General features: G+C 72.1%; 25 protein-coding genes. 18 read left to right on the top strand and 7 right to left on the bottom strand.

Features of this window, described 5'->3' with window-relative positions; all coding sequences use genetic code 11:
- Window positions 1-13: 13 nt before the first annotated feature.
- Window positions 14-373, bottom strand: coding sequence for a hypothetical protein (locus AC1DQF_RS12450; RefSeq protein ID WP_477525535.1), 360 nt, complete (start codon window positions 371-373; stop codon window positions 14-16).
- 51 nt (window positions 374-424) lie between these two features.
- A complete protein-coding gene (locus tag AC1DQF_RS12455) occupies window positions 425-1,285 on the bottom strand; it encodes an MBL fold metallo-hydrolase (protein WP_477525536.1) in 861 nt (286 codons plus the stop codon).
- A 102-nt stretch (window positions 1,286-1,387) separates the two neighbouring features.
- Between AC1DQF_RS12455 and hrcA the strand changes: the two genes are divergently transcribed.
- From hrcA to AC1DQF_RS12470, 3 genes are read left to right on the top strand one after another with little or no spacing between them, the layout of a single operon-like run.
- Window positions 1,388-2,416: a heat-inducible transcriptional repressor HrcA gene (gene hrcA, locus AC1DQF_RS12460; protein WP_477525537.1), complete on the top strand. Its 1,029-nt coding sequence runs from the start codon at window positions 1,388-1,390 to the stop codon at window positions 2,414-2,416.
- A complete protein-coding gene (dnaJ, locus tag AC1DQF_RS12465; protein ID WP_477525538.1) occupies window positions 2,413-3,594 on the top strand; it encodes a molecular chaperone DnaJ in 1,182 nt (393 codons plus the stop codon). The genes hrcA and dnaJ overlap by 4 nt, the downstream gene beginning before the upstream one ends.
- A 46-nt stretch (window positions 3,595-3,640) precedes the next feature.
- Complete coding sequence (locus AC1DQF_RS12470; protein ID WP_477525539.1) at window positions 3,641-4,381, top strand: 16S rRNA (uracil(1498)-N(3))-methyltransferase; 741 nt, start codon at window positions 3,641-3,643, stop codon at window positions 4,379-4,381.
- Window positions 4,382-4,403: 22 nt separating this feature from the next.
- Here the strand turns inward: AC1DQF_RS12470 and AC1DQF_RS12475 are convergent, their stop codons facing one another.
- A complete protein-coding gene (locus AC1DQF_RS12475; protein WP_477525540.1) occupies window positions 4,404-5,351 on the bottom strand; it encodes a Gmad2 immunoglobulin-like domain-containing protein in 948 nt (315 codons plus the stop codon).
- Window positions 5,352-5,425: 74 nt separating this feature from the next.
- Here AC1DQF_RS12475 and AC1DQF_RS12480 point away from each other — a divergent pair, with 74 nt between their 5' ends.
- On the top strand, window positions 5,426-5,785 hold the full coding sequence (locus tag AC1DQF_RS12480; protein ID WP_477525541.1) for a histidine triad nucleotide-binding protein: 360 nt from the start codon (window positions 5,426-5,428) through the stop codon (window positions 5,783-5,785).
- The gene (locus AC1DQF_RS12485) at window positions 5,782-6,978 is read left to right on the top strand and encodes a hypothetical protein (protein ID WP_477525542.1); all 1,197 of its coding nucleotides are present in this window, start codon (window positions 5,782-5,784) and stop codon (window positions 6,976-6,978) included. Before AC1DQF_RS12480 ends, AC1DQF_RS12485 begins: the two co-directional genes overlap by 4 nt.
- 7 nt (window positions 6,979-6,985) lie before the next feature.
- Here the strand turns inward: AC1DQF_RS12485 and AC1DQF_RS12490 are convergent, their stop codons facing one another.
- Window positions 6,986-7,261, bottom strand: coding sequence for a hypothetical protein (locus AC1DQF_RS12490; protein WP_477525543.1), 276 nt, complete (start codon window positions 7,259-7,261; stop codon window positions 6,986-6,988).
- A 70-nt stretch (window positions 7,262-7,331) separates the two neighbouring features.
- On the opposite strand from AC1DQF_RS12490, the gene AC1DQF_RS12495 reads away from it, so the two are divergent.
- The 8 genes from AC1DQF_RS12495 to era are packed head-to-tail and all read left to right on the top strand — an operon-like array spanning window position 7,332 to window position 14,947.
- Window positions 7,332-8,345 carry a PhoH family protein gene (locus AC1DQF_RS12495; protein ID WP_457207730.1) on the top strand — a complete coding sequence of 338 codons (1,014 nt, stop codon included), beginning with the start codon at window positions 7,332-7,334 and terminating at the stop codon, window positions 8,343-8,345.
- Window positions 8,342-8,809 carry an rRNA maturation RNase YbeY gene (ybeY, locus tag AC1DQF_RS12500; RefSeq protein ID WP_477525544.1) on the top strand — a complete coding sequence of 156 codons (468 nt, stop codon included), beginning with the start codon at window positions 8,342-8,344 and terminating at the stop codon, window positions 8,807-8,809. Before AC1DQF_RS12495 ends, ybeY begins: the two co-directional genes overlap by 4 nt.
- A complete protein-coding gene (locus tag AC1DQF_RS12505) occupies window positions 8,809-10,113 on the top strand; it encodes a hemolysin family protein (RefSeq protein ID WP_477525570.1) in 1,305 nt (434 codons plus the stop codon). The genes ybeY and AC1DQF_RS12505 overlap by 1 nt, the downstream gene beginning before the upstream one ends.
- The gene (locus AC1DQF_RS12510; protein WP_477525545.1) at window positions 10,106-10,447 is read left to right on the top strand and encodes a cytidine deaminase; all 342 of its coding nucleotides are present in this window, start codon (window positions 10,106-10,108) and stop codon (window positions 10,445-10,447) included. The genes AC1DQF_RS12505 and AC1DQF_RS12510 overlap by 8 nt, the downstream gene beginning before the upstream one ends.
- A gap of 54 nt (window positions 10,448-10,501) precedes the next feature.
- Window positions 10,502-11,866 carry an FAD-binding oxidoreductase gene (locus AC1DQF_RS12515; protein ID WP_477525546.1) on the top strand — a complete coding sequence of 455 codons (1,365 nt, stop codon included), beginning with the start codon at window positions 10,502-10,504 and terminating at the stop codon, window positions 11,864-11,866.
- Window positions 11,863-13,140: a class I SAM-dependent methyltransferase gene (locus AC1DQF_RS12520; RefSeq protein ID WP_477525547.1), complete on the top strand. Its 1,278-nt coding sequence runs from the start codon at window positions 11,863-11,865 to the stop codon at window positions 13,138-13,140. The genes AC1DQF_RS12515 and AC1DQF_RS12520 overlap by 4 nt, the downstream gene beginning before the upstream one ends.
- Before the next feature lie 44 nt (window positions 13,141-13,184).
- The gene (locus AC1DQF_RS12525; protein ID WP_477525548.1) at window positions 13,185-13,961 is read left to right on the top strand and encodes a siderophore-interacting protein; all 777 of its coding nucleotides are present in this window, start codon (window positions 13,185-13,187) and stop codon (window positions 13,959-13,961) included.
- Complete coding sequence (era, locus tag AC1DQF_RS12530; protein ID WP_477525549.1) at window positions 13,958-14,947, top strand: GTPase Era; 990 nt, start codon at window positions 13,958-13,960, stop codon at window positions 14,945-14,947. The genes AC1DQF_RS12525 and era overlap by 4 nt, the downstream gene beginning before the upstream one ends.
- 9 nt (window positions 14,948-14,956) lie before the next feature.
- Here the strand turns inward: era and AC1DQF_RS12535 are convergent, their stop codons facing one another.
- The 3 genes from AC1DQF_RS12535 to AC1DQF_RS12545 all read right to left on the bottom strand — a co-directional run bounded on the left by AC1DQF_RS12535 (window position 14,957) and on the right by AC1DQF_RS12545 (window position 16,859).
- Entirely contained in the window at window positions 14,957-15,451 is a 495-nt protein-coding gene (locus AC1DQF_RS12535; protein ID WP_477525550.1) for a GNAT family N-acetyltransferase, read from the bottom strand.
- A gap of 68 nt (window positions 15,452-15,519) precedes the next feature.
- Window positions 15,520-16,359 (bottom strand): septum formation family protein, encoded by an 840-nt coding sequence (locus AC1DQF_RS12540; protein ID WP_477525551.1) that lies wholly within the window; start codon window positions 16,357-16,359, stop codon window positions 15,520-15,522.
- 14 nt (window positions 16,360-16,373) lie between these two features.
- Window positions 16,374-16,859: a flavodoxin family protein gene (locus AC1DQF_RS12545; protein ID WP_477525552.1), complete on the bottom strand. Its 486-nt coding sequence runs from the start codon at window positions 16,857-16,859 to the stop codon at window positions 16,374-16,376.
- A gap of 43 nt (window positions 16,860-16,902) precedes the next feature.
- Between AC1DQF_RS12545 and AC1DQF_RS12550 the strand changes: the two genes are divergently transcribed.
- The 5 genes from AC1DQF_RS12550 to AC1DQF_RS12570 all read left to right on the top strand — a co-directional run bounded on the left by AC1DQF_RS12550 (window position 16,903) and on the right by AC1DQF_RS12570 (window position 22,411).
- The gene (locus AC1DQF_RS12550) at window positions 16,903-17,997 is read left to right on the top strand and encodes a methyltransferase domain-containing protein (protein WP_477525553.1); all 1,095 of its coding nucleotides are present in this window, start codon (window positions 16,903-16,905) and stop codon (window positions 17,995-17,997) included.
- A 207-nt stretch (window positions 17,998-18,204) separates the two neighbouring features.
- Window positions 18,205-19,929 (top strand): 2-isopropylmalate synthase, encoded by a 1,725-nt coding sequence (gene leuA, locus AC1DQF_RS12555; RefSeq protein ID WP_477525554.1) that lies wholly within the window; start codon window positions 18,205-18,207, stop codon window positions 19,927-19,929.
- Window positions 19,930-19,945: 16 nt separating this feature from the next.
- Entirely contained in the window at window positions 19,946-20,803 is an 858-nt protein-coding gene (locus tag AC1DQF_RS12560) for an alpha/beta fold hydrolase (RefSeq protein WP_477525555.1), read from the top strand.
- A 54-nt stretch (window positions 20,804-20,857) separates the two neighbouring features.
- Window positions 20,858-21,586 carry a DNA repair protein RecO gene (recO, locus tag AC1DQF_RS12565; protein WP_477525556.1) on the top strand — a complete coding sequence of 243 codons (729 nt, stop codon included), beginning with the start codon at window positions 20,858-20,860 and terminating at the stop codon, window positions 21,584-21,586.
- 45 nt (window positions 21,587-21,631) lie between these two features.
- Window positions 21,632-22,411 carry an isoprenyl transferase gene (locus AC1DQF_RS12570; protein ID WP_477525557.1) on the top strand — a complete coding sequence of 260 codons (780 nt, stop codon included), beginning with the start codon at window positions 21,632-21,634 and terminating at the stop codon, window positions 22,409-22,411.
- The last annotated feature ends 52 nt before the right edge of the window (window positions 22,412-22,463 follow it).

Genomic DNA, 22,463 nt, shown 5'->3' on the forward strand with positions numbered 1-22,463 from the left:
CGGGGACAGCGGGTCAGCCGGTGATGCCGGCACCCTGGGCACCGTCGCCGCTGACGGACTCTGGGTCGGTCTCGTCGTCCCCGCTGCCGGACGTCTCGGTGCTGGGGGTCTCGCCCGAGGACTCGTAGGTGCCGGTCGTGTCGTCCTGCGTGTCGTCCATGCCGAGCTCGTCCGCGTCCTTGGTCGCCTCGTCGTCGGGGTCGAGGGGCTCCGCGAGCGGGTTGTCCTCGCCCGGCTGGAGGTCCTCGGGGAGCTGGTCGTCGGAGACACCCGCGAGCTGCTGCTCGTCGGGGGACTTGCTGCCGCCCTCGTGGTCGGCATCGGCCTCGCTGGTGGTCGCGCTGGCCTGGGGGAGATCGCTGGATTCGGTCATGCGTCGTTCCTACGCCAGGTCCGGGTCGCCCGTACACCCCCCTACAGAGGTTCAGATGAGCGGAAGGCGCTTCTGGCTCCGGGGCAGGTGCTCGTAGCCGAGCCGCACCGCCGAGGTGAGCAGCTTCTCGTCCCACGGCCACTCGCCCTCATCGAGGGCGCGGCCGACGGGGATGCCCCGGCCGGCGAGGTCGCGGATCGTCTCGGCGATGATGCCGAGCTCGGTGCGCTGCTCCTGCACGTAGTCCTTGTCCACGACGCGCCCGTGCCCGGGGACCACCACGGTGTCGTCCGTCGTCAGCCCCAGCACCAGGTCGAGGGTGAGCGGCCACTCCAGCGGGAACGAGTCGTCGCCGATGAAGGGCTTGTCGGACTCCTCGACGAGGTCGCCGGCGACCATCACGTCGGCGTCCGGCACGCGCACCACCAGGTCGCCGGCCGTGTGGCCGCGTCCCGGGTGGATCAGCTCGACCGCCCGGTCGCCGAGGTCGAGGACGATGGCCGAGGAGAAGGCGCGGGTGGCGGGTCGCAGCGCCGTGGCGAGGATCTCCTCCTCCCGGGGCCGCCCGCGGAACTGTCCGGGATCGGGCCGCGCTCCGGCCCGCTCCATCTGCTCGACCGCGAACTCGGTGGCGTGGATCGGCACCTCGCCGACGTCGGACACCATCACGTCGTTGCCGAACCAGTGGTCCCAGTGGTCGTGGGTGTTGACGAGTGCCGTCACCGGACCGGCGCCGAGACGCCGTACGACGTCGGAGACCTCGCGCGCGGCGCGTGCCGAGCCGTGCGTGTCGATCATGACGAGACCGTCGGAGCCACCCACCAGGGTGATGTTGACGTGCATCCACTCGTGGTGCGCCACCCACACGCGTGGGGCGATCTCGACGATCGACGTCTCGCTGGTGTCAGTCATGGGAGCGACCCTAGTAGGCTTGGCACTCATGCTCAGCGAGTGCCAGACACGGTGCTCGTAGGACCCGAGGGCAGGTGGCCCGGACGAGGAGAGGAGGACGCGATGGTCGAGGACCGCAGGCTCGCCGTCCTCCGCGCGATCGTGGAGGACTACGTCGCGACCGAGGAGCCCGTGGGCTCCAAGGCCCTGGTCGAGCGTCACAGCCTGGGCGTCTCGCCGGCGACGGTGCGCAACGACATGGCCGCCCTGGAGGACGAGGGCTTCATCCACCAGCCGCACACCAGTGCCGGGCGCGTGCCGACGGACAAGGGCTACCGGCTCTTCGTCGACCGGCTGACCGGCGTCAAGCCCATGAGCGCGGCCGAGCGGAGGGCGATCACCACCCTGCTCGACGGTGCGGTCGACCTCGACGACGTCGTACGCCGCTCGGTGCGGCTGCTGAGCCAGCTCACCCGCCAGGTCGCGATCGTGCAGTACCCCACCCTCTCGCGCAGCACGGTGCGTCACGTCGAGCTCGTCTCGCTGACACCGACCCGGGTGATGGTGATCCTCATCCTCAGCACCGGGCGGGTCGAGCAGCGGCTCGTCGAGCTCGGTGCCGGGCTCACCGACGAGCAGCTCGCCGACGTGCGCACCCGGGTCAACCGGGCGGCGGCGGGGGAGCGGATCGCCGATGCTGCGGCCGCCCTCGGACGTCTTCCCGACGAGGTCGCTCCCGACACGGCCGCCCTCACCCGTGACGTCGTCACGGCCCTGGCCGAGGCGATGTCCGACCACCGCAGCGACGAGCGGGTGGCGGTCGGCGGAGCGGCCAACCTGGCGCGCTTCGGCGACAACTTCGACACCGCCGTCCGGCCGTTGCTCGAGGCGCTCGAGGAGCACGTGGTGCTGCTCAAGCTCCTCGGTGAGGCCACCTCCGGCGACTCGGTGACGGTGCGCATCGGCCACGAGGGGCCCTACACGCAACTCTCCTCGACCAGTGTCGTGGCCACCGGCTACGGCCCCGCAGACCAGGCCTTCGCCACGCTCGGCGTGGTGGGCCCCACCCGCATGGACTACCCCGGATCCATGGCTGCCGTGCGCGCCGTCGCACGGTACGTCTCCCGGATCCTCGACGAAGGACACCAGTGACCCAGGACCTCTACGAGCTGCTCGGCGTCTCCCGTGACGCGGACGCGGCTGCCATCAAGAAGGCCTACCGGGGCCTCGCCCGCCAGCTCCACCCGGACGTCAACCCGGACCCGGCGACGCAGGAGAAGTTCAAGGAGGTGTCCCGCGCCTACGAGGTCCTCTCCGACCCGCAGAAGCGGTCGGCGTACGACCGCGGCGGCGACCCCTTCGGTGGCGGCGCGTCGGGATTCGGCCAGGGCCAGGGCTTCTCGTTCACCGACATCATGGACGCGTTCTTCGGGGGCGGCGCCCCCGGTGCCGGCGGCGGTGGCCAGGGTCGTGGTCCGCGTCAGCGGATGCGCCGCGGGCAGGACGCCCTGATCCGCCTCGACGTCGAGCTCGCGGAGGCGGCCTTCGGCACGACCAAGGACCTGAAGGTCGACACCGCGGTCGTCTGCTCGACCTGCCACGGCGACGGCGCCTCGCCCGGCACCAAGCCCGTCACCTGCGAGACCTGCCGCGGCGCCGGTGAGGTCGCCCAGGTGCAGCGCTCGTTCCTGGGCGAGATCCGCACCCTGCGCCCGTGCGCGGCCTGCCGCGGCTTCGGCCAGATCATCCCCGACCCCTGCCGCGAGTGCTCGGGCGACGGTCGCGTGCGGTCGCGCCGCAGCCTCACGGTCAAGATCCCGGCCGGGGTCGACCACGGCACCCGCGTGCAGCTCAGCGACCAGGGCGAGGTCGGTCCCGGCGGCGGCCCTMCCGGAGACCTCTACGTCGAGATCCACGTCGACGCGCACCCGACCTTCACGCGCCACGGCAACGACCTGCACTGCACGGTGAYGCTGCCGATGACCGCGGCCGCGCTCGGCACGACGCTGACCCTGCCGCTGCTCGAGGCCGACCTGGAGACCGACGAGGACTCCGAGGTCCGCACCGACTACGACCTGGAGATCAAGCCCGGCACCCAGTCCGGCAGCGAGCACGTGCTGCGCGGGTTCGGCGTCCCGGGCCTGCGTGGCGGTCGCGGCGACCTCATCGTCACCGTGGTCGTCGACACCCCGACGCGTCTCGACGAGCGCCAGGAGGAGCTGCTCCGCGAGCTCGCCGAGATCCGCGGCGAGGAGTCGCCGGACGGCGCGGTCCACGCGGCGCACAAGTCGATGTTCGGTCGGTTGCGCGACGCCTTCAACCAGCACTGATCCGGCAGCACTGATCCGGCAGAACTGATCCGACACCGCTGATCCCATGAGCCTCCCCGTCCACCTGGTCCCGTCGCTCGAGGGCGTCGCCGTCGGCGCGCTCGTCGAGGTGACCGGTGACGAGGCCCACCACGCCGTGGCCGTACGCCGACTGCGCGTCGGTGAGCAGGTGGTGCTGACCGACGGCGAGGGTCGCTCGGTCACCGGCTCGGTCACCACGACGGGCAAGCGCGTCTTCGGCGTCGAGGTGGGCTCGGTCGCGTCCGTGGGCCGACCAGCGCCGGCCTTCACCGTGGTGCAGGCGCTCCCGAAGGGCGACCGCGGCGAGCTCGCCGTCGAGGTCCTCACCGAGGTGGGTGTCGACGTGGTCGTGCCCTGGGCCGCCGCCCGCTCGGTCGCGGTGTGGAAGGGCGAGCGTGCGTTGAAGTCGCACGCGAAGTGGCAGGCGACGGCCCGGGAGGCCGGCAAGCAGTCCCGCCGCTCCTGGCTGCCGACGGTGACCCCCCTGGCCTCGACCGACGCCGTTCGCGACCTGGTCGCCGACGCCGACCTGGCCGTGGTGCTCCACGAGGACGCCACGACACCGCTGGCGGGGGTGGAGGTCCCGGCCGCGGGACGGATCGTGGTCGTGGTCGGCCCCGAGGGGGGCATCGCCCCCGACGAGCTGGCGCTGCTCGAGTCCGCCGGCGCCGTCACCGTCCGCCTCGGTGACGAGGTGCTGCGTACGTCGACCGCCGGCGTCGTCGCGGTCGCCGCGCTGCTCGCGCGTACCGACCGGTGGCGATGACCGGGCGGGCTCGAGCGCCCGATCAGCGCAGGGTGAAGTCCTTGCTGTCCTCGTGCGGACCGGCACCCTCGGCGCCCCCGGAGGCGTCCTCGGTGCGGGCGACGAAGGTGTAGTCGCCCGGCTCCAGGGTCGAGACGTCGATGGACGCCGCCCAGGGGTAGAGCTTGTCCATCCACCCCGAGGCGGTCGCGAAGCCGTCGAGGACGACCTCGTCGCCCTGGGAGATCTCCCACGGCACGGTGGCCTCGAACGAGGACGCCACTCCGCTCGCCTCGAGGGTGTCGCCCTCCACCGTCGCGCCCTGGGCGGGGGAGGTGACGTTGACGAGGCTCGAGACCTCGAGCGCCGGGGCGTTGGTGAAGGGCTTCTCGGTGCTGATGCCGAAGAGGACCGGGTCGCTGCCCGTGCGCTGCACCTGCACCGGCACCCGCTCCTGCTGGACGCCCTGGAGCGTGTGGACGAGCTGCTGGACGGCGAGCCGGGCCGAGTTCTTGGACATGCCGTCGGGCCGGTCGGTGAAGCCGTCGCCGGGGATGGTCACGAGCAGCACGCCGTCGGTGGCCTGGACGCTCTCGATGCCCACGTCGGGCCACTCGGTGCGGTAGTCCGGGTCGAGGGGGGTGCCGCCGTCCACCAGCTCCGCCGCCCCGAGCAGCGGGTCCCCGGAGACCTGCTGGAACTCGCGGAACAGGCGCGGTCCCTGCGGGGTGTCGCCCACGTAGTAGACGGGCACGGCTGACCCGGAGGCCCCGCCCGAGTCGTCGCCGGTGCCGGCGGAGTCGGACTGGCTGGGCTCGCCGGTCGGCTCCTGCGTGGTCGAGTCGGTCGCGGAGTCGGTCGCGGAGTCGGTCGCGGAGGCGCCGGCGGGCGCCTGGTCGTCGGCGGACGGGGCGTCGTCGGAGCAGGCGGACAGGCCCGAGGCCAGCCCGAGGGTGAGCGTGGCGTACAGGGCCAGGGAAGTGGTGCGCATGCTTTTCACGCTAGTGGGACGTACGACGCCACGAATCGGTTACACGCCGGGGACGGCGGACTTACGCTGGGCCCATGACCGCGCCCGATCGTCCCGACGACTGCCTGTTCTGCAAGATCGTGGCCGGTGACGTCCCTGCTGACATCGTGCGCGCCGACGAGACGACCGTCGCGTTCCGCGACATCAACCCGCAGGCCCCGACCCACGTGCTGGTGGTCCCGCGCAGCCACTACGCCGACGCCGCCGAGCTGGCGCACCACGAGCCGTCCGGTCTGGCCGACGTCGTGCGGGCCGCCGCCGACGTGGCCGACCGGGAAGGCATCACCGACGGCTACCGGGCCGTCTTCAACACCGGGGCCGGGGCCGGCCAGACCGTCTTCCACGCCCACCTGCACGTCCTCGGCGGGCGTTCGCTCCAGTGGCCGCCCGGATGAGCCGCCGGCTCGTGGCCGCCCTCGCTGGCGCCGTGCTCGTCCTGGCGGGCTGCTCGTCGACGTCCGGTGACCACCCGGCCGGTCACCAGGCCACCGACACCGCCACGAACGAGGCGTCCGCAGGGACGGCGACCGGGCACGACGGCCACGCGGGCGCCGAGCCGGCTGCGGAGGTGCCGCTGCGCAAGGGGGAGAGGCGCGAGACCCTCAGCATGCCCGCGGCGTACACCCCCTCCGCGCCGTACGGCACGGGCACCGACGACTACCGCTGCTTCCTGCTCGACCCCGAGCTCGACCGCGACACCTGGCTCACCGGCACCACCGTGCAGCCCGGCAACCCCGAGGTCGTCCACCACGTGATCCTGTTCCAGGTCCCGGCCGACCAGGTTGCCGCCGCGGAGGAGCAGGACGCCCAGGACGACGGGGAGGGCTGGACCTGCTTCGGCGGCACCGGTCTCGACGCCTTCCAGGACGTCGACGACGCCGCGTGGATCGGCGCGTGGGCGCCGGGCGGCAAGGAGTCGGTCCGCAAGCCCGGCTACGGCGTGCGTCTCGCCCAGGGGTCCCGGATCGTCATGYAGGTCCACTACAACCTCCTGGCCGGCACCCAGCCGGACACGTCGGCGGCCCAGCTGCGCCTCGCGCCCGGCACACGCGACATGACCGAGCTGCACACGATGCTGCTGCCGGCCCCGGTCGAGCTGCCCTGCCGGGCGGCATACGCCGATGGGCCGCTGTGCGACCGCGACGCCGCGATGATGGACGTGCTGCAGCGCTTCGGCGCCGAGGGGGCCCGCACCGCCAACGTGCTGTACCTGCTCTGCGGCGGCGAGCCCGATCCCGGCCAGGTGCAGAGCTGCACGCGCACCGTGCACGAGCCGATCACGATCCACGCGGCCGGCGGGCACATGCACCTGCTGGGTCGGGAGATCAGCGTCGTCACCAACCCCGGTACCGACCGCGAGAAGACGGTCCTCGACATCCCCGTCTGGGACTTCGACGACCAGGGGGCGCGCGACATCGACCCGGTCTCACTGCAGCCGGGTGACACCGTGAAGGTCACCTGCAAGCACGTGCAGTGGCTGCGCGACCAGCTGCCGTCCTTCGAGGGCCAGCCCGACCGGTACGTCGTGTGGGGCGAGGGCACCACGGACGAGATGTGCCTGGGGATGCTCCAGGTCAGCACGCCCTGAACGGGCCTCAGAAGAGGTAGCGCAGCCTCAGCACGGCGAAGACCACCGGCATCCCGAAGACCACGAGCAGCGCCCACGCGGTGACCCGGTGCCACGGCTTCGAGGCGTCGAGGCGGCCGCCGAAGTCGAGGAGCGCGCCCTCGATGGTGTGGTGGGTCAGCCCCATGCGGCGGGCGTCCTCGGGCAGGTGCTGGCCCGCGAACCACATCGGGGCGGTGTCGTCGTCGTGGTCGTCGGGATCCTCGTCGTACCACTCGTGGACGTCGTGGTCGGGACCCGGCATGGGGACACCGTACGTCCGCAGGGGTTCTCGGTGGGCGGTGTCGGTCCCGCTCGGTAGCWTGGAGCCACCCATGACTGAGACTCCATACCCCTCCCACACCGTCGTCGTGCCCAACAGCATCGACATGGTCAGTGTCCTCGGCCCCGGCGACGAGCACCTCGGCCTCATCGAGCGCGCGTTCTCCGCCGACGTCCACGTCCGCGGCAACCGCATCACCCTCACCGGTGAGCCCGCCGAGGTCGCCCTCGCCGAGCGCCTGCTCGACGAGATCGTGACCATCATCCGCACCGGCCAGGGCGTCACCGCCGAGACGGTCGAGCGGATCATCTCGATGATGCGCGCCGAGACGACCGAGCGCCCCGCCGACGTCCTGTCCCTCAACATCCTGAGCAACCGCGGCCGCACGATCAGGCCCAAGACGCTCAACCAGAAGCGCTACGTCGACTCGATCGACAAGCACACGATCACCTTCGGGATCGGCCCGGCCGGCACCGGCAAGACCTACCTGGCGATGGCCAAGGCCGTGCAGGCCCTGCAGGCCAAGGACGTCAGCCGCATCATCCTGACCCGTCCCGCGGTCGAGGCCGGCGAGCGGCTCGGCTTCCTCCCCGGCACCCTGTCGGAGAAGATCGACCCCTACCTGCGCCCGTTGTACGACGCGCTGCACGACATGCTCGACCCGGAGACGATCCCCAAGCTGCTGGCGGCCGGGACCATCGAGGTCGCCCCGCTGGCCTACATGCGCGGGCGCACCCTCAACGACGCGTTCATCATCCTCGACGAGGCGCAGAACACCTCGCCGGAGCAGATGAAGATGTTCCTCACCCGCCTCGGCTTCGGCTCCAAGATCGTCGTCACCGGTGACGTCACCCAGGTCGACCTGCCCAACGGGGTCCAGTCCGGCCTCCGCGTGGTCGAGGGCATCCTCGACGGGGTCGAGGACGTCGTGTTCAACCGCCTCACGTCCCACGACGTGGTGCGGCACCGGCTCGTGGGCCGCATCGTCGCGGCGTACGACGCCTTCGACGCCCAGCAGCCCGCCCCGCACTCGCGCGACTCGCGACCGAGGGGGACCAACCGATGAGCATCGAGGTCCTCAACGAGTCCGAGCAGGAGCTCGACGTCCGTCGCCTCTCGACGCTGTCGCGCTTCGTGCTGGACAGGATGCGCGTCCACCCGCTCGCCGAGCTGTGCATCAAGGCCGTCGACGAGGACACCATCGCGCTGCTCAACGCGCAGTGGATGGACAAGGACGGTCCCACCGACGTACTCGCGTTCCCGATGGACGAGCTGCGCCCCGGCAAGGTCAACGAGGAGCCCGAGGAGGGCGTGCTCGGCGACCTCGTGCTGTGCCCGAGCGTGGCCGAGCGCCAGGGTGCGGAGGCCGGTCATGGCACCGTCGCCGAGATCGAGCTGCTCACCGTGCACGGCATCCTCCACCTCCTCGGCTACGACCACGCCGAGCCGGACGAGCACGAGGAGATGTTCGGCCTGCAGGCCGAGCTCCTGGAGGAGTGGCGGGCCTCGGCCCCTGGTCCGACGCAGTGATCGGCGACATCTGGCTGCTCCTGGTGGCAGCCGCGCTGGTCGTGCTGGCCGGCCTCTTCTCCGCGGCCGACGCCGCCATCGGCGGGTTCTCCCGCGCCCGTGCCGAGGAGCTGGTCGCGGAGGGTGCCTCGGGCTCCCGGCGCCTGCTGACGATCCTCGACGACCCCGCGCGCTACCTCAACACCGCGCTGCTGCTGCGGCTGCTGTGCGAGACCGCGGCCATCGTGCTCGTCGCGCTGTGGGTCCACGACCTCTACAACGGCGACTTCTGGCCGGCGTACCTCACCAGTGTGGGCGCCATGCTGCTCGTCTCGTTCGTGGTCATCGGGGTGGCCCCCCGCACGGTGGGTCGTCAGCACGACCAGACGGTCGCGACCGTGTCGGCGGGCCCGCTGTCCTTCGTCACCAGCATCCTGGGCCCGATCCCGCAGCTGCTGATCCTGCTCGGCAACGCGATCACGCCCGGCAAGGGCTTCCGTGAGGGACCGTTCTCGACCGAGACCGAGCTGCGCGAGCTGGTGGACCTGGCCGAGGCGTCGGCGGTGATCGAGTCCGGCGAGCGCAAGATGATCCACTCGGTCTTCGAGCTCGGCGACACGATCGCCCGCGAGGTGATGGTGCCGCGCACCGACGTGGTCTACATCGAGCGCCACAAGAACCTGCGGCAGACCATGTCGCTCTTCTTGCGCAGCGGCTTCTCGCGCGTGCCGGTGGTGGGGGAGAACCTCGACGACATCGTGGGCATCGCCTACCTCAAGGACCTCGTCCGTCGTGACTTCGAGCAGCCCGACGTGGAGTTCACGCAGCGCGTCGACGAGGTCATGCGGCCCGTCCACTGGGTGCCGGAGTCCAAGCCGGTCGACGCGCTGCTCACCGAGCTGCAGGCACGTCGCCAGCACATCGCAGTCGTGGTCGACGAGTACGGCGGCACCGCCGGGCTGATCACCATCGAGGACGTCCTCGAGGAGATCGTCGGCGAGATCACCGACGAGTACGACGAGGAGGAGACCGACGTCGAGTATCTCGAGGACGGCACCTACCGGGTCTCCTCGCGCTACCCCGTCGACGACCTCGACGAGCTGGTCGGCGTCTCGGTGCACGACGAGGACGTCGACAGCGTCGGCGGCCTGATGGCCAAGCAGCTGGGCCGGGTGCCCATCCCGGGCTCCGTCGTCGAGGCGCACGGGCTGCGCTTCGAGGCCGAGCGGGTCTCGGGTCGCCGCAACAAGATCGGCACCGTGCTGGTGGCGCCGGTGTCCATGCGCGAGGCCGACGCCGACGACGAGGAGCGCGACGATGACTGACCCCGACCTGTCCGCCGAGGACGCCAAGCTGGTGACCCTCGCCCGGAGCACCCGGGCCCGCACCGGCGCCGCCGAGGGCGCGGCGGTCCGCGACCTCGACGGCCGCACCTACGCGGCGGCGAGCGTGGTCCTGCCCTCGATGTCCCTGACCGCGCTCGAGGTGTGCGTGGCCATGGCCGTCTCGTCGGGCTCGCGGGGCCTGGAGGCGGGGGTGGTGCTGACCGAGAGCGACGCGCCGCCCGAGCTGGCCGTCGTACGCGAGTTCGCCGGGGCCGATGTCCCGGTCCACGTGGGCGATCCGCGCGGCACGGTGGGCAACACGCTGGTCACCTGAACGTCATACCAAAGGCACTGTCCGGTGTCCGTGCTGATCGCTACCGTGTCCTGCGTGCGCACGGCGATCGGTCGCGACCGACACCTGACCGGCGTGGCGAGGCTGATGAGCTCCTACGCCGCGCTGCCCCCGGGTGCGCAGGTACGGTTGGCCAAGCAGACCTCCAACCTCTTCCGCGCCCGCCACACGACGGCGCCCGGCCTCGACGTCTCGGGACTCGTCGACGTCATCGAGGTCGACGGCGACGTCGCCGAGGTGCAGGGCATGTGCACCTACGAGCACCTGGTCGAGGTCACCCTCCAGCACGGCCTCATCCCGTACGTTGTCCCGCAGCTGCGCACCATCACCCTGGGCGGTGCGGTGACCGGGTTGGGGATCGAGTCGACCAGCTTCCGCCGCGGGCTGCCCCACGAGTCGGTCCTGGAGATGGACGTCCTCACCGGCGCGGGGGACATCGTCACCACCAAGCCCGGCGACGACCTCTTCGACGCCTTCCCCAACTCCTACGGCTCCCTGGGCTACGCCACCCGGTTGCGGATCGAGCTCGAGCGCGTCCCGGCCTACGTCGCCCTGAGGCACGTGCGCTTCAGCGACGCCGCCGAGCTCGCCGCGGCGGTGGCGCGGATCGTGGCCGAGCGCACCTGGGACGGCGAGCAGGTCGACGGTCTCGACGGTGTGGCCTTCGCCCCCGGGGAGCTCTACCTCACCCTCGCCCGCTGGACCGACGAGCCGGGGCCGACCAGCGACTACGCCGGCCAGCAGGTCTTCTACCGCTCGCTGCAGCAGCGATCCGTGGACCGGCTGACGATCCACGACTACCTGTGGCGCTGGGACACCGACTGGTTCTGGTGCTCGCAGGCCTTCGGGGCCCAGCACCCCGTCGTACGCCGCCTCTGGCCGCGGCGCCTGCGCCGCTCCGACGTCTACTGGCGGCTCGTCGCCCTGGACCGTCGGTTCGGCATCGGCGACCGGCTCGACCGGCGGGCCGGCCGCCCGCAGGGTGAGCGGGTGGTGCAGGACGTCGAGGTCCCGGTCGACCGGCTGGCCGAGTTCCTGGGCTGGTTCGACGCCGAGATCGGGATGCGTCCGGTGTGGCTGTGCCCGCTGCGGCTGCGGCGCACCGACGCCGAGCGGCCCTGGCCGACCTACCCGCTGACCGCCGGGACGACGTACGTCAACGTCGGCTTCTGGGGCAGCGTCGCCGTGGGCCCGGAGGCACCGGACGCCCCCCGCAACCGGGCCATCGAGGCGAAGGTCGCCGAGCTGGGCGGCCACAAGAGCCTCTACTCCGAGGCCTTCTACGAGCGCGACGACTTCGACCGGCTCTACGACGGGGCCAACCTCGCCCGGGTCCGGTCGGTGCACGACCCTGACGGCCGGATGACCGATCTCTTCGACAAGGTGGTGGGTGGACGATGACCGGCACACGACAGATGCCCATCGGGGCCGCGGTGGGCAGGCTCATGCGCGACGGGATGCCCGTGCGCTTCACGGCGTACGACGGCAGCAGCGCGGGGCCACCGGACGCGGCCATCGGGCTGCACCTGCGGACCGAACGAGGGCTCGCCCACCTGATGACCGCACCCGGAGACCTCGGGCTGGCCCGGGCCTACGTGAGCGGGGACCTCGACCTGACCGGCGTCCACCCCGGTGATCCGTACGACCTGCTCGTGCTGCTCAAGGACCACACCCGGTTCCGGGTGCCGCCGCCGTCGGAGGCGTTCGCGATCGCCCGGGGCCTCGGGCTCTCGCACCTGCGCCCGCCGCCCCCGCCGCCGCAGGAGCACCTGCCGCGGTGGCGCCGCGCGGTGGAGGGGCTGCGGCACTCCATGACCCGTGACGCCGGGGTGATCGCGCGGCACTACGACGTCTCCAACCGCTTCTACGAGCGGGTGCTGGGGCCGTCGATGGCCTACACCTGCGCGCTGTACCCCACCCCGGACGCGACGCTGGAGGAGGCGCAGGCCGAGAAGTTCGACCTGGTCTGCCGCAAGCTGGCCCTGCAGCCGGGGCAGCGGTTGCTCGACGTCGGGTGCGGCTGGGGCGGGATGGTGCGCCACGCGGCGCGCGAGTACGGCGTACGCGCGCTGGGCGTCACGCTGTCCCTCGAGCAGGCGCAGTGGGCCAAGGAGGCGATCGACCTCGAGGGGCTCGGCGACCTGGCCGAGGTGCGCCACCTCGACTACCGCGACGTCCTGGAGACCGGCTTCGACGCGGTGAGCTCGATCGGCCTGCTGGAGCACGTCGGGGTGCGCAACTACCCGGCGTACTTCGCCCACCTGCGCGACCGGCTCCGGCCCGGCGGACGGCTGCTCAACCACTGCATCACCCGCAACCACAACAAGCGCCAGGTGACGGGGGCGTTCATCGACCGTTACGTCTTCCCCGACGGCGAGCTCATCGGGTCGGGCACCATCGTCGCCGCCGCCCAGGACGCCGGGCTCGAGGTGCAGCACACCGAGAACCTGCGCCTGCACTACGCCCGCACGCTGGCCGACTGGAACGGCAACCTCGCCGAGCACTGGGACGAGTGCGTCGCCGAGGTGGGGGAGGGGACGGCGCGCGTGTGGGGGATCTACATGGCCGGCTCGAGGGTGGGCTTCGAGCGTGACGAGGTCGAGCTGCACCACGTGCTGGCCACGCGCAACCACGACGACGGCCGGTCCTCCTTCCCGATGCGCCCCGACTGGTGACGGGCGCCCCCGGTGAGCCGGAGGAACGCGGATAGCCTGTCCGGGTGAGCACCCGAGCAGCTGTGTACGACGCGGACGTCCTGCGACGCGAGCAGCTCTCCTCGCACTTCGTGCGCCTGGTGCTGGGCGGTCCCGGGCTGGCCGGCTTCACCTCGACCGGCGTGCCCGACGAGTGGGTGGCGCTGACCGTCCCGGGCCAGTTCCAGATCCGCTACTACACCGTGCGCTCGTGGGCCGACGGCGAGCTCGTCCTCGACGTGGTCGTCCACGAGACCGGTCTGGTCACCGAGTGGGCCACGACCGACTGCGTCGGCGACACCGTGACGGTGAGCGCCCCTCGGGGGTCCTTCGACATGCCGGTCGACGCCGCCTGGCTGCTCCTGGTCGGCGACCTGACCGCGCTCCCGGCCATCGCGCGGATCATGGAGAGCACCTCGGTGCCCGTGACCGCCTGGGTGGAGACGCCCGACGAGCCGATCCGCGACTACGTGGCCGGCGACGTCACCTGGACGACACCGCCGGAGGGTGTCGAGACGGCGACCGCGGACGTGGTCGCCGCGATCGACTGGCCGGAGGGTGACGGCTACTTCTGGATGGCGGGGGAGTCCGCGCAGATGCGGACGATCCGCAAGCACCTGATGCGCGAGCGTGCGCTGCCGTCGTCGGCGTACGACGTCATGGGCTACTGGCGCGGCGGCGGCCAGAAGCGGCAGCCTCGAGCCGTCGATCCGGGACCCATCTGGCGCGCCGGCAAGGCGGCAGGGAAGAGTGATGACCAGATCTGGGCCGACTACGACGCAGCGCGAGAGAGCACCGCATGAGCAACGAGCACGACAAGGACTTCGACGTCCGCGGCATCGAGCCGGCAGGACCGGTCTACGGCACCCGCCCGGAGGGATTCCGCAGCGGCTTCGCCAGCTTCGTCGGCCGGCCCAACGCCGGCAAGTCGACGCTCACCAACGCCCTGGTCGGCACCAAGGTCGTCATCACGTCCTCGAAGCCGCAGACGACCCGCACCGTCGTGCGCGGCATCGTCCACCGGCCCGACGGACAGCTCATCCTGGTCGACACCCCCGGCCTGCACCGCCCGCGCACCCTGCTGGGCGAGCGGCTCAACGACCTCGTCAAGACCACCTGGGCCGAGGTCGACGTGGTGGCGGTCTGCTTCCCGGCCAACGAGAAGATCGGTCCCGGCGACCGGTTCATCGTCAAGGAGCTCGGCAAGGTGCGCCGCACGATCAAGGTCGCGGTGGCCACCAAGACCGACCTCGTCACCCCCGAGCAGCTCGGGCAGCACCTGCTGGACATCGCGGCCCTGGGCACCGAGACCGACACCGAGTGGGCCGAGATCGTCCCCGTGTCGGCCGTGTCCGGCTCCCAGGTCGACCTGCTGTCCGACCTGCTGCTCGGGATGCTGCCGGAGGGACCGCCGCTCTACCCGGACGGTGACCTCACCGACGCGCCCGAGGAGATCCTGGTCGCCGAGCTGATCCGCGAGGCCGCCCTCGAGGGGGTCCGCGACGAGCTGCCGCACTCGATCGCCGTCGTGGTGGAGGAGATGAACCTCCGCGAGGGCCGCGACGCCGACAAGCCGCTGCTCGACATCTACGCCAACCTCTACGTCGAGCGCGACTCGCAGAAGGGGATCATGATCGGGCACAAGGGCGCCCGCCTGCGCGAGGTCGGGACCGCCGCCCGCGAGCAGATCGTGGCCCTGCTCGGGACCCCGGTCTACCTCGACCTGCACGTCAAGATCGCCAAGGACTGGCAGCGCGACCCGCGCCAGCTGCGCAAGCTCGGCTTCTGAGCCTGCCCGTCACCTCCGGGACGACGTGACCAGGCGCAGCAGCTCGATGCGCAGGCGCGAGCCCTCACGCAGCGGCGTCCACTCGCCGGTGGCGAGGAAACCGCAGTCCTCGTACAGCCGGCGCGCGATGTCGTTGCCCTCGGTGACGTGCAGCTCCACGGTGCGGGCCCCCCGTGCGCGGGCATGGTCGACGAGCCGGTCCAGCAGGACGCGGGCGTAGCCGCGACCCCGTGCCTCCGGCGCGGTCCACATGCCCCACACCATCATCCGGTCGGGCTCGTCGGGCGGGAGCCAGCCGGCACCCATGGCGACGAGGCGGTCGTCCTCGCGCACGGCCAGGATCGGGTCGCCCTGCCGCAGACGGCCCTGCCACGCGTCCTCGGATTGCGCCTCGACGTCGGCGAGCGTCATGCCGAAGGCGGTGGGCGCGTCGGCGAGCGCGCGCAGACGGATCTCCCGGAAGTCCTGCCAGTCGTCGGGCCCGAGCCGCTCGATGGTCGCCATGGGTCGACCCTTGCAAATGTGCGGCGTCGGGACCAACCCGTTTGTCCTGGAGGCGGTGCCGAGTGTGCTCAGTCCGGCACCCAGCAGATGCCGTACCGCTGGCCCGACTCCCACTGGGCCTCGGTCGGGCGTTCCTCCGACCAGGTGAAGTCGAGCGGGTCGTCGGCACGGGCCCGCGCGGCGGAGCGGCACGCCGACTCCATCCGGGCGGCCGCCCGGGCGGCCGTGGGGTACGCCGACCCCGGCAGGTCGACCGTCGAGATCGCCCGCCACGCGTGGGTCCCGACCCCGCACGGGACCCGGAAGAACGCCGCCGCCCCCGGCTCCGCGGTGCTGCACATGGCGAAGCGGTCCGAGGAGCCGACCAGCCCACGGGACGTGCGCGGGAGGGGCAGCAGCTCGCCCGCGGAGGCGAGGACCACGACGTCGCAGCGCAGCCAGTCGGCCCCGGCCGCAGCGTCCTCCACCGACGGGGTGAACCACACGGCCTGCACCATGCTCAGGCGCCGGTCCTCGACCGACCCGCCCACGTGCGGGCCGAGCAGGGTGGTGCAGGTGCGTGCGACGTCGGCCTGGACGTCGGGGGAGTCGACGGCACGCAGGTGGCCGTCCTCGACCAGGTCGAGCCGCCCGACCCGGTAGGTCTGCGAGGTGTGGCGCTGCCCGCAGGGCACGTCGGTGCCGGCGACCACGGGTGCGATCGCCTCCTCGTACGTCAGGAGGTGGCAGCCGTCCCGGGTCGGTCGCTCAGGGGACACGACCGCGGTCGGCGAGGGCGAGGCGGCGGGCTCGGTCGAGGACGGCGAGGTCGAGGGCGAGGCCGGCTCCGGGGAGCCCCCGTCGTCGGTGCACCCGGCGAGCGCCAGGGCGGCGAGGAGGACGGCGACGCCGATCCCGCGGTGCGCCATGGTGTCCCGTCCGTTCACTCGCTCAGCAGCGCGGCGATCGTACCGCCGAGCTCGTACGCCGCTTCGCGCTCGTCGTCTCCCACCTCGCCGACGACCTCGAGCACCGGTGCGGCCTGCCGCCAGGGCAGCGCACCGACGATGGACTCCACCGACCGCACCGCACCGGTGGTGTCGTAGCGACCGTGCACCCACAGCCCGAACGGGCGCCGCCCCCCGGACCCGCCGGACGCGGAGCCGTCGGCGGTCAGCGCCCCACCGGCCTCGAGGAAGATCGTGTCGAAGAAGTGCTTGAGCGCGCCCGACATGTAGCCGAAGTTGGCCGTCGTGCCCAGCAGGTAGCCGTCGGCCGCCAGCACGTCCTCGCCGGTGGCCGCCAGGGCCTCCCGCTCGACCACCTCCACACCGGTGATCTCCTCGTCCCGGGCGCCGGCGAGCACGGCGTCGGCCAGGCTGCGCACCAACGGCGTGGGGGAGTGGTGGACGACGAGCAGGCGGGCCATGGGCCGAGGCTAACCCCCGGGTGAGGGGCCTACGATCGTGGTCGTGGAGCGCGTCGACGAGGCACACCGGGTCGTGCCGGCTCCGCCCGGGGCCGTGTTCGCCGCGCTGGTCGATGCCGACGCCCGGGCCGCGTGGCTGCCGCCGGCCGGCATGTCGGCCGCGGTCGAGTGGTTCGACCCGCGGCCGGGCGGTGGCTACCGGATGGTCCTGACGTACGACGACCCGGTCCGGCGCGGCAAGTCGGGCGACAACCGCGACGTGGTCGAGGTCCGGTTCATGGAGGTGACGGCTCCGCAGCGGGTGGTCGAGGCGGCCGAGTTCGTGTCCGACGACCCGGAGCTCGCCGGCCGGCGCCGTCGAGGAGTAGCGTCGCCAGGCATGACGTTCGAGGTGGCGGGCGAGGCGTACGACCGGTTCATGGGCCGCTACTCGCGGCCCCTCGCAGCCACCCTGGCGGACTGGCTCGAGGTGACCGGCGGCCAGCGGGCCGTCGACGTCGGGTGCGGTCCGGGCGCTCTGACCGGGCACCTCGTCGAGCGCCTGGGTGCCGAGCACGTCGCGGCGGTGGATCCCTCGCCGCCGTTCGTGGAGGCGTGCCGCTCCCGCTTCCCCGGGGTCGACGTCCGCCAGGGCACCGCGGAGTCGCTGCCGTACGACGCCGACTCCTTCGACGTCGCCGGCTCCTGCCTGGTCGTCCACTTCATGTCCGACCCGATCGGCGGCCTCGCCGAGATGGCCCGGGTGACCCGCCCCGGCGGCTGGGTCGGCGCGACCACCTGGGACCTGGCGGGCAGTCGCGAGCCGATGGCCCCGATCTGGGCGGCCCTGGCCGAGGTGGACCCCGACCACCCGGGCGAGGGGCCCATCCCTGCTGGGGCGTCCGGCGAGCTCGTGCAGCTCCTGGAGGGCGCGGGCCTGCGCGAGGTCGAGGGCACCGAGATGCCGGTGACCGTCACCCACCCGACGTTCGAGGAGTGGTGGGAGCCCTACCTCCGCGGGGTCGGACCGGTGGGTGAGGTGATCGCCGCCCTGGAGCCCGCACGCCGCGAGCAGCTCCGTGCGACCTGCCGCGAGCGGCTGGGGGACGGGCCGTTCGACGTCACGGCCGTCGCGTTCGCGGCCCGGGGCCGGGCCTGAGCACGACCCCGTGCGCGTTCGGGGCGGCGGGTGCGTCTCACGACGTGACGACCGGGAGGTCGTTCGTGAGGCGCCGGGCTACTGTGGACCCATCATGACGCGCAGCCTCCTTCTTCGCTGCCGCAGCGAGGCCTAGACCCAGTCGGCCCCTCGCTGCGGAGAGCGTGCTGTGCACCGGCGCCCGTCACCAGCGACATCGAGGACCTCATGATCAGCAACGCCCCGCCCCACGAGCGCAACCCCCAGCAGCCGAGCGGCATGAAGCACGAGCGCTACGTGCCGTTCCTCCCGGTCGACCTGACCGACCGCACCTGGCCCACCAAGCGGATGACCCAGGCTCCCCGCTGGTGCGCCGTGGACCTGCGCGACGGCAACCAGGCGCTCATCGACCCGATGAGCCCGGCCCGCAAGAAGGAGATGTTCCTGCTCCTCGTGAAGATGGGCTACAAGGAGATCGAGGTCGGCTTCCCGGCCGCCTCGCAGACGGACTTCGACTTCGTGCGGATGCTCATCGAGGAGGACCTGATCCCCGATGACGTGGTCATCCAGGTGCTGACCCAGGCCCGCGAGGAGCTCATCGAGCGCACCTACGAGTCCCTGCGCGGCGCCAAGCAGGCGATCGTGCACCTCTACAACTCCACGTCGACGCTGCAGCGCCGCGTCGTCTTCGGCCTGGACGAGGACGGCATCCTCGACATCGCGGTGCGAGGCGCGGAGGTCTGCAAGAAGTACGAGGAGCTGGTCCCGGGCACCGACGTCTTCTACGAGTACTCGCCCGAGTCCTACACCGGCACCGAGCTCGAGTTCGCGGTCCGCATCTGCAACGCGGTCCTCGACGTCTTCGAGCCGACCGCCGAGCGGCCCGTCATCATCAACCTGCCGGCGACCGTCGAGATGGCCACGCCCAACGTGTACGCCGACTCCATCGAGTGGATGGGTCGACACCTGCACCACCGCGAGCACGTGGTCCTCTCCCTGCACCCGCACAACGACCGGGGTACGGCGGTCGCCGCGGCCGAGCTCGGCTACCTGGCCGGCGCCGACCGGATCGAGGGCTGCCTGTTCGGCAACGGCGAGCGCACCGGCAACGTGTGCCTGGTGACGCTGGGGCTCAACCTGCTGACCCAGGGCATCGACCCGCAGATCGACTTCTCCGACATCGACGACGTCCGCCGCACGGTCGAGTACTGCAACCAGCTGCCGGTCCACGAGCGGCACCCGTACGGCGGCGACCTCGTCTACACGGCCTTCTCCGGATCGCACCAGGACGCCATCAAGAAGGGCTTCGAGGCCCTCGAGCGCGACGCCGACCGGGTCGGCGTACCCGTCGAGGACCACGAGTGGGCCGTGCCCTACCTCCCCATCGACCCCAAGGACGTCGGCCGCAGCTACGAGGCCGTGATCCGGGTCAACAGCCAGTCCGGCAAGGGCGGGGTGGCCTACATCCTCAAGCACGAGCACAAGCTCGACCTGCCGCGCCGAGCCCAGATCGAGTTCAGCCGGGTCATCCAGCAGCGCACCGATGCCGAGGGCGGCGAGGTCGCGCCGGCCGCGATCTGGGACGCCTTCCGCCACGAGTACCTCGACCGCGAGCGCCCGCTGTGGCTCGACTCGGTCCACACCAGCAGCGCCGCCGGCGAGAAGGACCAGCTCAGCGTCAACGTGTTCGTGGACGGCGAGCTGACCAGCCTGTCGGGGGAGGGCAACGGCCCCATCGCGGCCTTCGTGGACGCGATCAACGGACTGCCCCACGGCTTCGACGTACGCGTGCTCGACTACCACGAGCACGCGCTGTCCTCGGGCGGCGACGCGATCGCGGCGGCGTACGTCGAGTGCGCGGTCGGCGAGAAGGTCCTGTGGGGCGTCGGGCTGGACGCCAACATCGTGACCGCCTCGCTGAAGGCCGTGATCAGCGCCGTGAACCGCGCCTGACCGGTAGGTTCTCGCCATGTTGGTCAGCGAGCGGATCGGCCAGTTCTTCCTGGAGCACGCGGCCGGGCGGGACCGGCTGGAGTACACCGAGTACGGCTCGGGCGATGCCTGGGTGGTGCTCCTGCACGGCCAGCTGATGCCGCGCCGGATGCACCAGCCGCTCGCCCGCGCGCTCGCGGCCGAGGGGCTCCACGTGGTGACCCTCGACCTGCTCGGGCACGGCCGCTCGGACCGTCCGGCGGACCCGCTGTCGTACTCGATGACGGCCTTCGGGGAGCAGGTGGTGGCGCTGCTCGACCACCTCGGTGCCGAGCAGGCGATCGTGGGAGGGACGTCGCTGGGCGCCAACGTGTCGCTCGAGGTGGCCGTGCTGGCCCCGGGTCGGGTGCGGGGGCTGCTGCTCGAGATGCCGGTCCTCGACAACGCACTCGAGGCCGGGATCATGGCCTTCGCGCCGCTGCTCTTCGCGGCGCGCTTCCTGCCGGTGACCGTCTCGGCGCTGCGCTGGGTGACCAGGCCCGTCCCGCGCGGGCTGGTGCCCTTCTGGGTGGGCATCGGGCTCGACACCTGCAACCAGCAGGCGGCCCCGATGGCCGCCGCGGTGCACGGCATCTTCTTCGGCCGGATCGCGCCGTCGTCGGCGCAGCGGCGCGCCATCGACGTCCCAGCCCTGGTCGTCGGCCACCCGGCCGACCCGATCCACCCGGCCGCCGACGCGGCGATGCTGGCCGCGGAGATGCCGCACGCGACGTTCGTGCGAGCCCGCAGCATCCTGGAGTGGCGAGCGGCACCGGAGCGTCTCAACACGCTCGCGGCCGGTTTCGCGCGCTCGTGCTGGGACTCACCGCCGCGCAGCCGGCGCCGCGCGACCTGACCCCGGTCGCCACGCCTGCGCCACCGGGGACCGTCCATGGGGGAGAATGGCCGGGTGCCTCTCTACCGCGACGAGGCGGTCGTGCTGCGCACCCACAAGCTGGGTGAGGCGGACCGCATCATCACCCTGCTGACCCGCCACCACGGCCGGGTCCGTGCGGTGGCGCGTGGGGTCCGGCGTACGACGTCGCGCTGGGGCTCGCGGCTGGAGCCCTTCACGCACGTCGACCTCCAGCTCGCCGAGGGCCGCAACCTCGACACGATCACCCAGGCCGAGACGATCGACCCCTTCCACGCCCGGCTGGGCCTGGACTACGACCGCTACACCTCCGGCACCGTGATGCTGGAGACCGCCGAGCGGCTGGTCACCGAGGAGAAGGAGCCGGCGGTCCAGCAGTTCCTGCTGCTCGTCGGCGGGCTGCGGGCGATGGCCGCCGGTGAGCACGAGGCCGGCCAGGTGCGTGACTCCTACCTGCTCCGGTCGCTGTCGGTGGCCGGCTGGGCGCCGTCCTTCGACCACTGCGTCTCGTGCGGCGTCGAGGGCCCGCACCGCTTCTTCAACCCCTCGGCCGGCGGCGTGATGTGCCGGATGTGCAAGGTCCCGGGCTCGGCCACGCCGGCCGAGGAGACCCTGCTCCTGGGAGCGGCGCTGCTCACCGGCGACTGGCCCCTGGTCCACGCCGCGGAGCCGCGCCACCTCAAGGAGGCCAGCTCGCTCGTCGCGGCCTACCTCGCCTGGCACGTCGAGCGCGGCCTGCGGTCGATGGCGTACGTCGAGCGCTGATCGTCCCGCCCGTGACCGGGCCGCGCGTTGACTAGGGTTCGTCCCGTGAAGCGAAGCGTCCGTCCCCCGACCCCGCACCCCAGCGGCGCCCGGCCACCCGCCGTACCCGCCGAGCTCGTGCCGCGCCACGTGGCCGTCGTCATGGACGGCAACGGTCGTTGGGCCAAGGACCGGGGGCTGCCGCGCACCAAGGGGCACGAGCAGGGCGAGCACTCGCTCTTCGACGTCGTCGAGGGCGCCATCGAGATCGGCGTCAAGGCTATCTCCGCCTACGCCTTCTCCACCGAGAACTGGTCGCGCTCGCCCGACGAGGTGAAGTTCCTGATGGGCTTCAACCGTGACGTCATCCGCCGCCGGCGCGACGAGATGCACGAGCTCGGCGTGCGGGTGCGCTGGGCCGGACGTGCGCCGAGGCTGTGGAAGTCGGTGGTCAAGGAGCTGAAGGTCGCCGAGGAGCTGACCCGCGACAACGACGTGCTGACGCTGACCATGTGCGTCAACTACGGCGGACGCTCCGAGCTGGTCGACGCCGCCCGCTCGATGGGCCGTGAGGTGGCCGCGGGGCGCCTCGACCCGGACAAGATCGACGCCCGGACCTTCGCCCGGCACCTCTACGTCCCCGAGCTCTCCGACGCCGACCTGGTGTGGCGGACCTCGGGGGAGCAGCGGCTGTCGAACTTCATGCTGTGGCAGGCGGCGTACAGCGAGCTGGTCTTCACCGACGTCCTGTGGCCCGACGTCGACCGTCGCCACCTCTGGCAGGCCGTCGAGCAGTACGCCCGCCGCGACCGCCGCTACGGCGGGGCGCTGCCCAACCAGGCCTGAGCCGCGTCTGCGTGTCTCTCCCAGCCGCTCCCAGCCGCTCCCAGCCGAGCCC

It is taken from the genome of Nocardioides sp. P4_G4, assembly GCF_056401085.1.

Bases quoted from the DNA above. Each gene is read 5' to 3' on its own strand.
- AC1DQF_RS12450 (WP_477525535.1), bottom strand. From the start codon at position 373: ATGACCGAATCCAGCGATCTCCCCCAGGCCAGCGCGACCACCAGCGAG.
- AC1DQF_RS12455 (WP_477525536.1), bottom strand. From the start codon at position 1,285: ATGACTGACACCAGCGAGACGTCGATCGTCGAGATCGCCCCACGCGTG.
- hrcA (WP_477525537.1), top strand. From the start codon at position 1,388: ATGGTCGAGGACCGCAGGCTCGCCGTCCTCCGCGCGATCGTGGAGGAC.
- AC1DQF_RS12470 (WP_477525539.1), top strand. From the start codon at position 3,641: ATGAGCCTCCCCGTCCACCTGGTCCCGTCGCTCGAGGGCGTCGCCGTC.
- AC1DQF_RS12475 (WP_477525540.1), bottom strand. From the start codon at position 5,351: ATGCGCACCACTTCCCTGGCCCTGTACGCCACGCTCACCCTCGGGCTG.
- AC1DQF_RS12480 (WP_477525541.1), top strand. From the start codon at position 5,426: ATGACCGCGCCCGATCGTCCCGACGACTGCCTGTTCTGCAAGATCGTG.
- AC1DQF_RS12490 (WP_477525543.1), bottom strand. From the start codon at position 7,261: ATGCCGGGTCCCGACCACGACGTCCACGAGTGGTACGACGAGGATCCC.
- AC1DQF_RS12495 (WP_457207730.1), top strand. From the start codon at position 7,332: ATGACTGAGACTCCATACCCCTCCCACACCGTCGTCGTGCCCAACAGC.
- ybeY (WP_477525544.1), top strand. From the start codon at position 8,342: ATGAGCATCGAGGTCCTCAACGAGTCCGAGCAGGAGCTCGACGTCCGT.
- AC1DQF_RS12510 (WP_477525545.1), top strand. From the start codon at position 10,106: ATGACTGACCCCGACCTGTCCGCCGAGGACGCCAAGCTGGTGACCCTC.
- AC1DQF_RS12520 (WP_477525547.1), top strand. From the start codon at position 11,863: ATGACCGGCACACGACAGATGCCCATCGGGGCCGCGGTGGGCAGGCTC.
- era (WP_477525549.1), top strand. From the start codon at position 13,958: ATGAGCAACGAGCACGACAAGGACTTCGACGTCCGCGGCATCGAGCCG.
- AC1DQF_RS12535 (WP_477525550.1), bottom strand. From the start codon at position 15,451: ATGGCGACCATCGAGCGGCTCGGGCCCGACGACTGGCAGGACTTCCGG.
- AC1DQF_RS12540 (WP_477525551.1), bottom strand. From the start codon at position 16,359: ATGGCGCACCGCGGGATCGGCGTCGCCGTCCTCCTCGCCGCCCTGGCG.
- AC1DQF_RS12545 (WP_477525552.1), bottom strand. From the start codon at position 16,859: ATGGCCCGCCTGCTCGTCGTCCACCACTCCCCCACGCCGTTGGTGCGC.
- leuA (WP_477525554.1), top strand. From the start codon at position 18,205: ATGATCAGCAACGCCCCGCCCCACGAGCGCAACCCCCAGCAGCCGAGC.
- AC1DQF_RS12560 (WP_477525555.1), top strand. From the start codon at position 19,946: ATGTTGGTCAGCGAGCGGATCGGCCAGTTCTTCCTGGAGCACGCGGCC.